General features: G+C 60.5%; 14 protein-coding genes. 4 read left to right on the top strand and 10 right to left on the bottom strand.

Features of this window, described 5'->3' with window-relative positions; genetic code table 11:
- Nucleotides 1-389 precede the first annotated feature (389 nt).
- Nucleotides 390-1,496, top strand: coding sequence for a M20/M25/M40 family metallo-hydrolase (locus J2Y90_RS16780; protein WP_253500919.1), 1,107 nt, complete (start codon nt 390-392; stop codon nt 1,494-1,496).
- A 52-nt stretch (nt 1,497-1,548) separates the two neighbouring features.
- Here the strand turns inward: J2Y90_RS16780 and J2Y90_RS16775 are convergent, their stop codons facing one another.
- The 3 genes from J2Y90_RS16775 to J2Y90_RS16765 are packed head-to-tail and all read right to left on the bottom strand — an operon-like array spanning nt 1,549 to nt 3,436.
- A complete protein-coding gene (locus J2Y90_RS16775) occupies nt 1,549-2,361 on the bottom strand; it encodes a DUF3618 domain-containing protein (RefSeq protein WP_253500918.1) in 813 nt (270 codons plus the stop codon).
- Nucleotides 2,358-2,786, bottom strand: a complete 429-nt coding sequence (locus J2Y90_RS16770; RefSeq protein WP_253500917.1) for a phage holin family protein — start codon at nt 2,784-2,786, stop codon at nt 2,358-2,360. The genes J2Y90_RS16775 and J2Y90_RS16770 overlap by 4 nt, the downstream gene beginning before the upstream one ends.
- Nucleotides 2,786-3,436 carry a hypothetical protein gene (locus tag J2Y90_RS16765; RefSeq protein WP_253500916.1) on the bottom strand — a complete coding sequence of 217 codons (651 nt, stop codon included), beginning with the start codon at nt 3,434-3,436 and terminating at the stop codon, nt 2,786-2,788. Before J2Y90_RS16765 ends, J2Y90_RS16770 begins: the two co-directional genes overlap by 1 nt.
- 298 nt (nt 3,437-3,734) lie before the next feature.
- Between J2Y90_RS16765 and J2Y90_RS16760 the strand changes: the two genes are divergently transcribed.
- Complete coding sequence (locus tag J2Y90_RS16760) at nt 3,735-5,591, top strand: ABC transporter ATP-binding protein (protein ID WP_253500915.1); 1,857 nt, start codon at nt 3,735-3,737, stop codon at nt 5,589-5,591.
- 46 nt (nt 5,592-5,637) lie between these two features.
- Here the strand turns inward: J2Y90_RS16760 and J2Y90_RS16755 are convergent, their stop codons facing one another.
- The 7 genes from J2Y90_RS16755 to J2Y90_RS16725 form a co-directional block, all read right to left on the bottom strand.
- Nucleotides 5,638-6,783 carry a sensor histidine kinase gene (locus J2Y90_RS16755; protein WP_253500914.1) on the bottom strand — a complete coding sequence of 382 codons (1,146 nt, stop codon included), beginning with the start codon at nt 6,781-6,783 and terminating at the stop codon, nt 5,638-5,640.
- A 171-nt stretch (nt 6,784-6,954) separates the two neighbouring features.
- A complete protein-coding gene (locus J2Y90_RS16750) occupies nt 6,955-7,389 on the bottom strand; it encodes a bleomycin resistance protein (RefSeq protein WP_253500913.1) in 435 nt (144 codons plus the stop codon).
- 42 nt (nt 7,390-7,431) lie between these two features.
- Nucleotides 7,432-8,136 carry a DUF695 domain-containing protein gene (locus J2Y90_RS16745; protein ID WP_253500912.1) on the bottom strand — a complete coding sequence of 235 codons (705 nt, stop codon included), beginning with the start codon at nt 8,134-8,136 and terminating at the stop codon, nt 7,432-7,434.
- A 165-nt stretch (nt 8,137-8,301) separates the two neighbouring features.
- Nucleotides 8,302-8,643: an antibiotic biosynthesis monooxygenase family protein gene (locus J2Y90_RS16740; protein WP_253500911.1), complete on the bottom strand. Its 342-nt coding sequence runs from the start codon at nt 8,641-8,643 to the stop codon at nt 8,302-8,304.
- A gap of 24 nt (nt 8,644-8,667) precedes the next feature.
- Nucleotides 8,668-9,642 carry a zinc-dependent alcohol dehydrogenase family protein gene (locus J2Y90_RS16735; protein ID WP_253500910.1) on the bottom strand — a complete coding sequence of 325 codons (975 nt, stop codon included), beginning with the start codon at nt 9,640-9,642 and terminating at the stop codon, nt 8,668-8,670.
- 63 nt (nt 9,643-9,705) lie between these two features.
- Entirely contained in the window at nt 9,706-10,008 is a 303-nt protein-coding gene (locus J2Y90_RS16730) for an ArsR/SmtB family transcription factor (RefSeq protein WP_024012559.1), read from the bottom strand.
- A gap of 134 nt (nt 10,009-10,142) precedes the next feature.
- On the bottom strand, nt 10,143-10,736 hold the full coding sequence (locus J2Y90_RS16725) for an NADPH-dependent F420 reductase (RefSeq protein WP_253500909.1): 594 nt from the start codon (nt 10,734-10,736) through the stop codon (nt 10,143-10,145).
- A 106-nt stretch (nt 10,737-10,842) separates the two neighbouring features.
- Here J2Y90_RS16725 and J2Y90_RS16720 point away from each other — a divergent pair, with 106 nt between their 5' ends.
- Entirely contained in the window at nt 10,843-11,769 is a 927-nt protein-coding gene (locus J2Y90_RS16720; protein ID WP_253500908.1) for a LysR family transcriptional regulator, read from the top strand.
- A gap of 168 nt (nt 11,770-11,937) precedes the next feature.
- Nucleotides 11,938-12,897 (top strand): EamA family transporter, encoded by a 960-nt coding sequence (locus J2Y90_RS16715; protein WP_253500907.1) that lies wholly within the window; start codon nt 11,938-11,940, stop codon nt 12,895-12,897.
- Nucleotides 12,898-12,941: the final 44 nt, after the last annotated feature.

Below are 12,941 nucleotides of genomic sequence, written 5' to 3'. Positions count from 1 at the left end.
ATCTGTGGGAGCGAGCCTGCTCGCGAAGGCGCCAGATCAGTTACATCCGCGTTGAATGACACACCGCTTTCGCGAGCAAGCTCGCTCCCACGGTGGTCCGGGGCAAACCCACGATCTCCATCCCAAACAAAACATCTGTGGGAGAGAGCCTGCTCGCGAACGCGCCAGATCAGATACATCCGCGTTGAATGACACACCGCTTTCGCGAGCAGGCTCGCTCCCACGGTGGTCCGGGGCAAACCCACGATCTCCATCCCAAACAAAACATCCCACAGGTCCAGCGGCATCGCGATACCCTGGCACCACGCGATCTGAATTTTCCCGCCAATCTGCCCCCTAAAACCCAGAGCGGTCGATACACGTCCGCCGATGCAAGGAGGGTCAGCAGCATGTCGGATACTCAGGCGCCTTCGCCGCGCAACTCCCACGAATCAACCCAGGCGCTATTGAGCCGCTTGCTCATGGCGCGCGGGCCCGGCGGTCAGGAGGACGAGGTCCGGGCGATCTGCCTGGAAGAACTGCAGCGCCATTGCGATGAGGTCCGGACCGACCGGGCCGGCAATGTCATCGGCCTGCTCAGGGGCGGCAAACCAGATCTGGATGGCCAGCACGCCGTGCGCATCATGGGCCACATGGATGAGATCGCCATGGTGGTCAAACGCGTCGAGCCGGACGGCACGTTGCGGGTGGTGGCGTTGGGTGGGGCGAACCCGGTGAATTTCGGTGTGTGCCCGGTAGATATTCTCGGCGATGCGCAGACCCTGCCCGGGGTTCTGTCATTCGGTTCGATGCACGCCACGGCGGGCTCGCCGCAGGGCCAGGATGTGATGAGCGGCGCGGTGGAATGGAAAGACGTGCACATCATCACCCGTCATGATCCGCAAGCTCTGCAAGACATGGGCGTGCGTCCCGGCACTCGGGTTGTGCTCAGCCAGCATTGGCGCACGCCGTTCCGGGTGGGCGATGCCACCGCTGCGCATTTTCTCGATGACCGCGCGCCGGTGGTCGCCATGCTCCTGGCCGCCGAGCGGCTCAAGCACAGCAAAACCCAATTGCCGCACGACACCTATTTCGTCTTCACCACCCTCGAAGAAGAAAGCAACGCAGGTGCGATGTACGCGGCCGCGCACTTGCCTGGCGATACCACAATCGCGGTGGAAGTCGGCCCGGTGATGAGCGAGTACGCAACGCGATTGAGCGTCGACCCGATCATCGATACCGGCGACCAGAAAGGCTATTACTCGCGCGGCGTGGTCATGGCTTTGGCCGATGCGGCCAAGCGTTGCGGTTTCGATCCGCAGTTCGCCCTGCTGGTGGATTTCGCCTCGGATGCCAGCGCGGTGATGAGCTCGGGAATCAGCGCCCAGGCCGGATGCATTGCGATCCCGACCGAGAACACCCATGGGTTCGAACTGGTGGTCGACGGCGCGATCGAGGCGTGCGCGCAGACGTTGGTGGAATATCTGCAAGGTGTGCAGAACGAGGTATCGACTTGATTCGAGCGCAAAAAAAGAGAGGCCCATTACAGGCCTCCCTTATCTCTCAGCGTCAAGACGTACCCAGCCCCTGCGACAGATCCGAAGACGACGGCCGCGCCGTATCCGGTCTGGTCTCACCCTCGGTCTGCTCGGTGGTCCGGGTCACCGTGTCACGCACCGCTTCATAACCTTCTTGAGCTTTCTGCTTGGCTTTGTCGACCATGCCGGCACTGGTGCGGCCCATGTAGCGCTGCTCGGTGGAAGTGGTCGGCAACGCCGCGCCGAGCAACGCACCGAGCGCAACCCCAGCGGCAGCCACCATCAGCGGTTGCTCCTTAAGCAGGTGACTGAACTGCTGGCCGAGCACTTGCGAATTGCGCGACAAGCGGTCACCGGCGTCATGCATTGCATGGCTGAGGTTTTCCTTCGCCGCACCGACATTTTCACCGAGGTGGCTGGCCTTGCCTTTCAGCGACTGGTAGCCCTCCTTCAGCGAGTCGGTGGTCGAGTGCAGGTGCTCGCGCGCACTGTCGATGCCGTCCGTCAAACCGTCGGCCCAAGCGCCGGCCTTGTCCTGATCCGGCCCACTGCGATAGGTCGGTTGCGGCACGGGCGGGCGATTCTGGCTGATCATCAGCCAGAGCAGGCCCACCGATGTCAGCACTGCCGGCACCGGGTTGTTGCGCACGCTGGTGCCGAGGTTGGTGAAGAACGTCGAGCCGTTGCTCTGCATCATGCCCCAGGCCTGATCGATCATCTGCCCGGGAGTGAACTTGCTTTCCAGTTGATCAACGATGTTGCCGATGCTCGCGCGTTGCGCATCGATCTCACGCTCGATCTGCTCCGGGCTTTTTTCGGCTTCGATATCCAGTTCGCTTTTCATGAGACTTTCCTCCGCAGCGCTTCCTGATCCTTGTTCAAGGCGTCGAGGGTGCGATCAGGTTTGAAGTGAGATGGCTCGAATTGCTTTTTCCCGGATTGCAGCATGGCGAAGCCGATGATCATCACCACCACGCCCACGATCAGCGCGGCCAGCCATGGCGCCATGAACATGCTCAGGCCATAGACCGCCGACATCAGCAGAATGATGAAGCCCGCGAGGAATACGATCGCACCGCCGGCAACGGCAGCGATTCCGGCTTTCAACGTCGTGAGACTGTTCTGCAGTTCGGCTTTGGCCAGAGCCAGTTCCTTGGTGAACAGCGCCGGCACTTCGCGCGACAGTTGCCGTAACAAGCCGACCACCGAAGCGTCATCCGTTTGGCCGAGGGGTCTTGCCCCGCTCAGATCAGATTCATCTCTGTTCATCACAGTTCTCCTTTGGCGTCGGGCGCATGCGGTACGGAAGCCGCTGCGAAATCAGAGGGGTGATCATGCTCACTGGGTGACGTCGGGGTGATGCCGGTGGCAAGTCCCGGATTGGGCTGGGTCGATGACGGCATTGACGATTCATAAGGTCGCTGAGCGCCGTAATCGGCTGGTGGTGGCGTCGATGTCGAGCCTGCCGCCGGATCATGTTCGGCGCTCACCGTTGCCGCCGCAGCCGTGCCTGCCTTGAGAAACCGCGACAGGCCAAAACCGATGGCAATGCTGCCGGCAATGAACAAGCCCGGATTGTTGCGCGCCAGATCCGCCGCATCGTGCAATAACTGTTCGGCACTCTTGCCGCGCAGATTGCCCGCCAGGCCGGTCATGGAATCGGCCATGTCGGTCAGGTAGTCGGACATGCCCAGGGTGTCCTTGTCCTGCAGTTCCGAGACGAAGCTTTTCGCACCTTGCGCCAAGGCTTCGATCTGCTCGGCCGCTGTATCGCGATACTGACCGAATTGCGCATCGGCCTGTTGCCGCGCGCCGCCAAGTGCTTCGCTGACGTTGTCTTTCAAATGGTCAAAACCCTGCTCAGGCTTGCCGTTTGGATCGCCTGACTCAAACCCTGCCCTGCTGTCTGAAGTGTTCATGTCGCCCCTCGCCTTCTCACTGAAAACGGAAAAACGGGACTACACGGCAAGAATGCCTCGAGCCCCCACATAGAAGAGGACGGAGCAGCTGGCGCGAGAGTTCAAAGAGGTTGATGAGCGTGCAACGTCAGGCTTGAATGACCGACGAAAGGTTGCGCCTGGCAGGATTGCGTTGAGCTTCTGCGCCCGTCTGCGGTCAAGACAAGGCACAGGGGTTCATCCAGATGATGGCAGTGAAACCCGCAACGCCGCCGATAGATGGCAGAATCCCCACACCCTGATCACTTCGGAGACCGCAATGCTTCGCCTGTTCGAACAAAGGCTCGACCCCTTCCCACCCGATGAGGCGCCGCCACCGCCAGTCGGCCTGATGCGATTTCTGTGGGCCTGCACCCGCGGCGCGCGCGGCTACATTCTCGCCTTTGCCCTGCTCAGCGCCAGCGTGTCGATCTACGAGGCATGGCTGTTTTCCTTCCTCGGGCAAGTGGTGGATCTGCTCTCGACCTGGAAAGCCGGCGGTGCCGCGAGCAGCGAAGAAAGCCGCGTGCTGTGGGGCATCGGCATCGTTCTGGTGGTCAGTATCGGCCTGGTCGCGATGCGCACGATGGTCCAGCACCAGATCCTCGCGATCAACTTGCCGTTGCGCCTGCGCTGGGACTTCCACCGGTTGATGCTGCGGCAGAGCCTGTCGTTCTTCTCCGATGAATTCTCCGGCCGGGTCACCACCAAAGTCATGCAAACCGCGTTGTCGGTGCGCGAGGTGTTGTTCACCCTGATCGAAATCCTCCCCGGCATCGGCGTGTACTTCATCGCGATCATCGCGCTGGCCGGCGGCTTCGCACTGAAGCTGATGCTGCCGTTTCTGGCGTGGATCGTTCTGTTCGGGCTGGCGATGGTGTATTTCGTTCCGCGTCTGGGCAAGGTCGGCCAAGAGCAGGCCGATGCACGCTCGTCGATGACCGGGCGGATTGCCGACGCCTACACCAACATCACCACGGTCAAACTGTTTTCGCACTCCAAGCGTGAAGCGCACTTTGCCCGTGCGGCGATGGAAGATTTCAAACTCACCGGCTTCCGCCAGATGCGTCTGGTCAGCCAGTTCGAGATCGTCAATCAGGCGCTGGTAGTCGCGTTGATTCTCGGCGCTGGCGGTTATGCGTTGTGGTTGTGGCACCAGGGCGAAGTCGGCACCGGCGCCGTCGCGGCGATCACTGCGATGGCGTTGCGCATCAATGGCATGTCGCACTGGATCATGTGGCAGATGACCTCCCTGTTCGAAAACATCGGCACTGTGCAGGACGGCATGGCCACCCTGACCAGCGGCCCGAAAGTCCAGGACGCGCCGGACGCCAAGGTGCTGGAGCCTGCCGGCGGCGAAGTGGTTTTCGACAATGTCAGCTTCAATTACAACGGTGAGCGCCAGGTGCTCGACGGCCTGACGCTGCACATTCGCCCCGGCGAAAAAATCGGCCTGGTTGGTCGCTCCGGTGCGGGCAAATCGACGCTGATCAACCTGCTGCTGCGTTTCTATGACGTTGATCGCGGCGAGATTCGCATCGATGGCCAGAACATCGCCAAGGTGACGCAGGACAGCCTGCGCAGTGTGATCGGCATGGTCACCCAGGACACGTCGCTGCTGCACCGCTCGATCCGCGACAACATCGCTTACGGTCGCCCGGACGCCACCGACGCGGACATTCACCGCGCCGCGGTAAACGCCCAGGCCGATGGGTTCATCAGCCAGTTGAGCGACAAACAGGGCCACAGCGGCTACGACACGCTGGTCGGCGAGCGCGGCATCAAACTCTCCGGTGGCCAGCGCCAACGCATCGCCATCGCCCGGGTGATGTTGAAAAACGCGCCGATCCTGCTGCTCGACGAAGCCACCAGCGCGCTGGACTCCGAAGTCGAAGTGGCGATCCAGGAAAGCCTCGATGAAATGATGCAGGGCAAAACCGTCATCGCCATCGCCCACCGTTTGTCGACCATTGCAGCAATGGACCGGCTGATCGTCATGGACGAAGGCCGCATCATCGAACAAGGCACCCACGCGCAATTGCTCGAGAAGAACGGCACCTATGCGCGGTTGTGGCAGCACCAGAGTGGCGGCTTCCTCGGTGAGGATCGCGGTTTGGTTGAGGTGATGGAGGAATAAGTGGATGAAGGGTCGAAGCGTTCGCTTCGACCCTTTATGAAATCGGCTACACGCCGAAAGGGCCAACAGCATCAACCGGAAGCTTGACGCGAAACACGGTTCCGCTTGACCCATCAGAACTCACCTCAATCGAGCCCGCATGTGAGGCGACGATTTCCGAGGCGATAAACAGGCCAAGCCCAAGTCCAGCGACGGGCCCGTGATCCACCACGGAGCGCTGAGAGAAACGCCCCATCGGGTTGAAAATGAACGGCAGTACATCCTCCGGGATCGGCTCACCGCCGTTGTGCACCGTAAAGACCGCACCCTCCTCCAACGCCTGCAACTCGACCGTGACCGGAAACTGATTGTCGCCGTGGGTCACCGCATTGCTGATGATGTTGGAAAAGACCTGCTCCATCCTGGCGCCATCGAACGCTCCCATCACCGGTTCCTTCGCATCGAACAGAACGTTGGCCTGCGGATGAAAGGCGCGGATTTCCTCGACAACCCGCTCGCACAACGGATTGAGATCGATCTGGACTTTTTTCACCGGAATCCCCGGTCCCATCTGGCAGCGCGTCAGATCCAGCAGGTCGCCAACGATCTGAGTGGCCCGCTGCACGCTGGCATAAATCTGCCTGGCCACTTTGCCGGTACGGGGGTCGACGTTTTCGGTACGCCGCAACATATCCGCGCCGAGCAGAATCGCCCCCAGCGGCGTGCGCAAGTCATGGCCGAGAATCCCCAGAAACACGTTGCGCGAAGCCTCGACGGCGCGTGAATAGCTGGCAATCGACTCAGCCAGTGCCTGATCGATCGCTTCGTGGAAACGCGTCATGTCGTCGACATTCACCGATTTGCCATCCTTGACCTGACGCAGCCACTGGCTCAGCACACTGGTACGCAGCGCGCGGTATTCGGAAACCATCTGATCAATGGTGAAACCGGCCATTAATCGCGTCACCGCGTGGGTTTCCGCAGCCGTTTCCTCATCGTCGCGCGGCGCCTGGCCATGAGCCTTGGCCAGTTGCTCGCTGACCGTCTGCCGGGTGCGCAGATCGATGACGATGGCGCGCAACATCTGCTCGGCGTGATCGCGCAGCGCGGCGTTATCGAGTTCCGCGCCAGGCGTCTCGATGGTGCGGGCGAAATCTTCCCAGGCCTGCAGGATCGGCTCTAGGTTTTCGAGAATGAAATCTGGCAGGCGCATGGCTGTAGTCCGCAAAGGGAATCCATCGGCGCAGGCAGTCGAGCCGGCGCAGACAGCAAAAAGAGCAAACTCAGGAGTACAGAAGGTACGGCTGACGTTATGCAGCCTACCACCAAAGCGCTGGGCTAACGCGGGAGGAAAATCGAGGGGCCGAAGTGCCGCGGACCTCACCTACTCCGCGGCCCTGATCGGCCGCTCACCTAATCGCTCAACCAGCCTGACGAGATAACCGTCGGGATCCTGCACAATGAATTCCCGCTGCCCTGTTTCCACACTGTCTGCCCGATACCAGGTGTCCTGGCAGTTTCGAAAGAGGGGAAAACCGGCTTGTTCGATTCGTTCGAGGACAGCTGCGACCGCGACTACCTCTATTTGCAGGTTGATGCCGCGCCCAAAGGGCCTGCTCAGAGCCGCGGTGAGCCACTGGCCAGCCTGCGGATCGGACTGCTCCAGCATCACTTGCGCGCCGTTCAGATCCAGGTAGGCGAAACCGTCTTCAAGGCGCTGGTAGGCCACTTTGAAGCCCAGACAGTTCACCCAGAACGCCAAGCTCTTCGACAGCTCGGTGACCATCAGTTCAGGAACCAGTTTGTTTCGTTCAAGCATGGCGAGAAATACGTTTCAGAAGCTTATGCATCGAGGGTTGTTTCACTCCAGGCATCGTTTGGGCGTGAGTCGAATTTCTCCGGCATTCAGCACCGCAGCACTGACATCTGCCTGTTTACGGCTGCTGAACTCGACAGGATAGGGCCCGGTCTGAGCAAGAACTGCCTGCACACGGCTGACAAAGGCCGCGTCATCCAGAGTGTAGAAAACCCACTCCAGGCGTTGTCCGCCTGTGACCGTGCACCCCCACTTTGCTGAACCATCCGCCGCTACGGCTGCCTGGATCAGACGGTCCATTTGCATCATCCGCGCATATTCCTTTGGACTTGGCAGGAGGTGATCCGACACGTATTTCCAGCTGATTCGAGTCTTGTAAGGAAACGCTTGCGTGTCCTTGAGATGCAGACTGTCAGGCATGCGGAAACTTGCCGGCATCGGCTCGTCAGGAAAATCAGACAGTTGAAAATGGCCGTCTCCGGGCTCGGCCAGTTGCCGTTGCCGATTGTCAGCAGGATCATCACTGAGCAGTATTCTGAGCGCTTCAGCTTTGCGCTCTTCCCGCTCGCTCATGCATGTGTTGTAGGCCGTTGTATTCGCTGGACCGGCATCCAGACAAGGATCGCGCTCCACCGGTTTTGGAGAATGGGAGCGCGAACAGCCGGTAGTGATCAGGCTTGCCAGCACCAATGAAAGAACGGCTGGCCAGATTTCGGGGCGCAGGGAAGCTTGGAGAGTGACGTGCTTCAAGTAACCTTCCTTGGATGAGCAGCAGTACGAGACATATGGAAAACGCGGCATTTTGCCTGCCATCCCTGCCCCATGAACAGGCCATAGCGGAATGAATGTGGCGATTCATCACAAGCAGTGCGCGACCAGCCACAGCCGCTTGTGACGAACAGCCACCCGCTCCCCTCAGATACCTGCGCTGGCTCCGCTGTCCGGAACGCCAAAGTCGCCACCCGGAAAAGCACCACCCTCAATGTGATAGACCTTCGGTTCTGCGGAAAAATAATCCTCCAGGCCCAGCATGAACCGCTGGTGGTCGTCACTCTCTTCAAACCCCGGAGAGTGATCCTCAAGCGACCGCCAGCGCACGATCAAATTGAATTGCTCGGGCGTTTCGATACCCTGCGCCAGCAAGTGGCCGCCGTATCCCTTGGCGCGAGTGAGCAACGGTTCTACTTCGGCAAATGCGCGTCGGAAGGCTTCAGTCTGTTGCGGGTGGACGGGCAGCACAGCGATCTCGTAAACCATGATGGTTCTCCAAAATGAACGGGGTCAGACGATGAGCGAAGGCTCGACGGCGATGGCGATTTTTCCTATGAGTCCGTTGTTGGCGCTCTCCAGCCGAGCGTGGGCAAGTGGGATGTCCGCTAATGAGTAGACGGCGCCAACATGTGGCCGCAGCTGACCGCGTTCGACCAGTGCACTCAACTCATCGAGCTTGCCACGGTTCTGCCGGGTAAAAACGAAGTGATAGCTGGCGTTCTTGCCCCAGGCCTGGACGAGGTTTTGTGGCTGCGCGATGTCGACGATCGAGACGACGCGGCCAAGCTGGGCGAGCACGTCGGCGCTGCGGGTCAGGGTATCGCCGCCGATGGTGTCGAACACCACATCGACGCCGTGGCCAGCGGTTTCGCGCATGATCGCTTCGACGTAGTCCTCCCGGGTGTAATCGATCACCACGTCGGCACCCAGGCTGCGAACGAACTCGGCATTGTCATCACGCACGGTGGTGAACACCCTGGCGCCCATGGCTTTCGCCACCTGAATCGCCACATGGCCGACACCGCCGGCGCCGCCGTGGATCAGAATGCTTTCGCCGACCCGAAGCACGGCGCGCACGGTCAGCGCTTCCCAAACCGTACCGCCGACCAGACTCAGACTGGCCGCCTCGAGGTGGCTCAGCGAGGAAGGCTTCCTGGCGATGATGCTCTCGGCCGCCACGTGGTACTCGGCATAACTGCCCTGCCCGTCGAATATCTGCGGGGTGTACCAGACTTCGTCGCCCGGCGCGAAGGCGCTGACGCCGGGCCCGACAGCTTCAACCACGCCCGATACGTCGTGCCCGGTGATGGCCGGCAGGGGCACCAGATCGGGATAGTCACCGCGCCGCACCTGGTAATCCAGCGGATTGATGGAAGTGGCGTGCACCCGGACCAGCACTTGGCCCGCTTGCGGAACCGGTTTGGTAACGTCGCTCAGTTCGAACGAATCAGGACCGCCGAAAGATTTCAGAATCATCGCTTTCATGGAAATACCTCGTATCGATAAAGAGGGATATCGGGATTTCTCGATATCCTGCGGTAAAAAAATTTACAGCTCTTTCCCTATGATCTCTGCAAGCGCGCTGATCGCTGCCTCATTGCGTTTGTAGTAGGTCCATTGACCGATGCGCCGCACTTCAACCAGCCCCACCCGCTGCAACGTGGCCAGATAACTCGACACCGTCGACTGCGACAGGCCGATGCCTTCCTGGATGCTGCTGACGCAGACGCCCTCAACAAGCACGTCACCCTCATCCTGCGGGGGGAAGTTCTTGACGGGATCCTTCAGGCCTTCAAGGATCTTGAGGCGCGTCGGGTTCGAAAGGGCTTTGAAGATTTCGATCAGTTCCATGCGCCGAGGATATCGAGATTTTTCGATATGTCAATGCGGGATATTGAGGCGATTCGCAGTCGGCGACGGGCGGCAGGACATCAGGATCTGCGACCCGTCCGCCCTACTCACCTTGTGCTTCCCGGGCTCAGCGGTTAACCATGTTTGACCAGATTCAATGCCGGCAACGGTCCGCCCGGGAATTGCGCAAGCACGCCCTGCTGCACACCGCCCAGATCGATGCCGTAAAAACCCAATCGGTCTATCAGCTCTGCAACCCTGGCTTTGCTGGCCGCATCCTCACCGGAATAAAACAGCACACGCTTGCCGCCCTCGGTGGTGGGATCGGTCAGCAGAGCCGCGAGCAAATGATTGAAGGCCTTGACCACGTGCGCGCCGGGCAGCATCTGCGCCACCACTTGCGAAGATGGCTGGCCGCCGAGATCGAACGGTTTGAACAATGGCGCCTCGATCGGGTTGTTGGCGTCGATCACGATGCGCCCGTCCCAGGGACCGAGATCGCGCACGGCATCCGGGATTTTCGACCAGTTCACCGCCAGAAAGACGATGTCCGCCTGACTCGCCTGCTGAGCAGTTACGGCTTGCGCGAGTGGGCCCAATTCGCCGACCAGATCGGCAAGGCTCTGCGGTCCGCGGCTGTTGGCCAGGCTGACCGGCAGGCCGGCGTTGACGAGCAAGCGAGCGATAGCGGTGCCGATCGAGCCAGTACCAATGATGCTGATGTTCATGTCTCTTTCCTCACGTAGTTGGTGAGGCCATGAGACGCTTTTTGATCTTCTATCAGTAGTAGAAGCCGCCTAGAATCACTTTCAATCATTCGTTGAAGGTGCCCAGATGGAAACCTTAGGCAATTTGCTCTCATTCGTGCGCAGCGCCGAGGCGGGAAGTTTCTCCGCAGCCGCGCGGCGCCTGGGCTTGACGCCCGCGGCGGTCAGTCGCAACGTCGCGCAACTGGAGGCCAACCTCGGCGTACGCCTGTTTCAGCGCAGTACGCGAAAACTCACGCTGACCGAGGCAGGAGAGCGCTTTCTGGCCAACGTCGGATCGGGACTGGAAAGTGTTCAAGCGGCGATCGCCGACGTGGCAGGCAACGCGGGAGAGCCTTCAGGCATCCTGCGTCTGAGTGCGTCACCGGGTTTCGCCCGGGATTTTCTACTGCCGCTGATGCCCGAATTTCTCAAGCGATACCCTTCGGTAACTCCTGAATGGCACCTCGACAATCGTCAGGTCGATCTCATCGCGGATGGATTTGATGCGGCCATCGGCGGCGGCATCGAGTTGGCTCAGGGCGTAGTTGCCAGAGCCATCGCTCCGGCGCATCTGATTCTGGTGGCTTCGAAGGAATATCTCTCGGGACACAAGCGCATCCGGCGCATTGAAGAGTTGTCGACGCTGGATCACCTGGCCATGCGCTCGGTGCAGACCGGCAAGGTGCGCAGCTGGATGCTGCAAGGGCCCGAGGGGCAACGAGCGCCATTGGAGTTGACGCCGCGCCTGTTGGTCAACGATCCGCAAGCGCTGTGTCAGTGCGCGCGGCTGGGATTGGGGGTTGCGCTGTTGGCGGTTCCGGATGTGCTGTCGTATCTGCAGGACGGTACGCTGGAAAGGGTTTTGCCGGGGTGGTATGTCGATGCGGGGCAGATCCATTTGTACTTCCCCAGCCAGAAATTGTTGCCGGCGAAGACCCGGGCTTTTGTCGATTTCCTGGTCGCTGAGGCTCGAGAGGATGGGTGGATGACTCGGCTCGATGCTCGGGTTTAGCGGCGGAGTTATACGATCTCTAAAACCAACGTAGCACCGCAACCGAGCGCTTTATCAAGCCTTTCAAGCTTGCCGCCTCTGCTCGTTTACGGTACAAATCGAGCAGTTGTACGACAACATAATAAAAGCCTGAGCCGCCCCGAGTGGCTATCACTTTTGAGATCTGCCATGTCCCGCCCTGAATTTGCGCCAACCGTACCGCCGCCCTTCCCCCGCTATCTCGCCGTGATCATTCTGTTGTGCATGGGTTGTGCGTTCGCCGGCAACCACGTCGCGGCACGTGTGGCTTTTGATGATGGCGCGGGGGTGTTGCTGGCGATCCTGATGCGGTCCGGCGGGACCTTGCTGGTGCTCGCCATTCTCGTACTGTGGCAACGGCAAAGTCTGCGTCTGCCAGCGGGCGCCTGGCGCTGGCAATTGTTGTTGGGCCTGCTGATTACCGCGCAGAGCCTGTGTCTGTACTCCGCTGTCGCACGGGTGCCGGTCGCTTTGGCGCTGCTGGTAGCCAACGTATTTCCGATCCTGCTCGCCTTGCTGACCTGGGCGCTGGGCGGCCCGCGACCAAGCGCGCGCACCGCCATGTTGATGGGCTTGATCCTTGTCGGGCTGGTGTTCGTACTGGACGTTCCCGGACGTCTGTCAGACAGCGCCAGCGTCGGCCCGCAATGGCTGCTGGGCGTCGCACTCGCGTTCTGCGCCGCCAGCGTATTCGCCTGCGCGCTGTGGATCACCGATCACAAGCTGTCGCAAGTGCGCGGCTCGGTGCGCAGCCTGCTGACCATCTTCATCGTCTTCAGCAGCGTCAACCTGGCCGGACTGATCGGCGCCCTCCCCGGCGGACTCAACCTCCCCGCCACCTCAACCGGCTGGCTGGCCCTCGCCACGCTCGTGGTGCTGTATGGCACCGGTTTTATTGTGCTGTTCATCTCCGTACCCCGACTGGACATGCCGCGCAACGCACCGGTGATGAACATTGAGCCATTGGCGACATTGTTGATGGGCTGGATTGTGCTGGATCAGATGCTCAGCAGGGGGCAGATCGTAGGTGGCGTGATTGTGGTGAGCGGGATTGTGTTGCTGACGTATCGGAAGTCGGCGGTGAAGGTTGAGGCGAAAGCTGAGGTTTGAGGGGTTGTGGTGGCGGGACTCTTGGTTGGTGAGTCCTGCTTATC

This window comes from Pseudomonas koreensis (genome assembly GCF_024169245.1).
In the GTDB taxonomy this organism is placed as follows: Bacteria; Pseudomonadota; Gammaproteobacteria; order Pseudomonadales; family Pseudomonadaceae; genus Aquipseudomonas; species Aquipseudomonas koreensis_F.
The sequence above is the reverse complement of the archived record's forward strand: the minus strand, read 5'-3'. Positions and strand labels throughout refer to the sequence as shown.

Excerpts from the sequence above, each read along its gene's own strand:
- J2Y90_RS16780 (WP_253500919.1), top strand. The coding sequence starts at position 390 with ATGTCGGATACTCAGGCGCCTTCGCCGCGCAACTCCCACGAATCAACC.
- J2Y90_RS16775 (WP_253500918.1), bottom strand. The coding sequence starts at position 2,361 with ATGAAAAGCGAACTGGATATCGAAGCCGAAAAAAGCCCGGAGCAGATC.
- J2Y90_RS16770 (WP_253500917.1), bottom strand. The coding sequence starts at position 2,786 with ATGAACAGAGATGAATCTGATCTGAGCGGGGCAAGACCCCTCGGCCAA.
- J2Y90_RS16765 (WP_253500916.1), bottom strand. The coding sequence starts at position 3,436 with ATGAACACTTCAGACAGCAGGGCAGGGTTTGAGTCAGGCGATCCAAAC.
- J2Y90_RS16760 (WP_253500915.1), top strand. The coding sequence starts at position 3,735 with ATGCTTCGCCTGTTCGAACAAAGGCTCGACCCCTTCCCACCCGATGAG.
- J2Y90_RS16755 (WP_253500914.1), bottom strand. The coding sequence starts at position 6,783 with ATGCGCCTGCCAGATTTCATTCTCGAAAACCTAGAGCCGATCCTGCAG.
- J2Y90_RS16750 (WP_253500913.1), bottom strand. The coding sequence starts at position 7,389 with ATGCTTGAACGAAACAAACTGGTTCCTGAACTGATGGTCACCGAGCTG.
- J2Y90_RS16740 (WP_253500911.1), bottom strand. The coding sequence starts at position 8,643 with ATGGTTTACGAGATCGCTGTGCTGCCCGTCCACCCGCAACAGACTGAA.
- J2Y90_RS16735 (WP_253500910.1), bottom strand. The coding sequence starts at position 9,642 with ATGAAAGCGATGATTCTGAAATCTTTCGGCGGTCCTGATTCGTTCGAA.
- J2Y90_RS16730 (WP_024012559.1), bottom strand. The coding sequence starts at position 10,008 with ATGGAACTGATCGAAATCTTCAAAGCCCTTTCGAACCCGACGCGCCTC.
- J2Y90_RS16725 (WP_253500909.1), bottom strand. The coding sequence starts at position 10,736 with ATGAACATCAGCATCATTGGTACTGGCTCGATCGGCACCGCTATCGCT.
- J2Y90_RS16720 (WP_253500908.1), top strand. The coding sequence starts at position 10,843 with ATGGAAACCTTAGGCAATTTGCTCTCATTCGTGCGCAGCGCCGAGGCG.
- J2Y90_RS16715 (WP_253500907.1), top strand. The coding sequence starts at position 11,938 with ATGTCCCGCCCTGAATTTGCGCCAACCGTACCGCCGCCCTTCCCCCGC.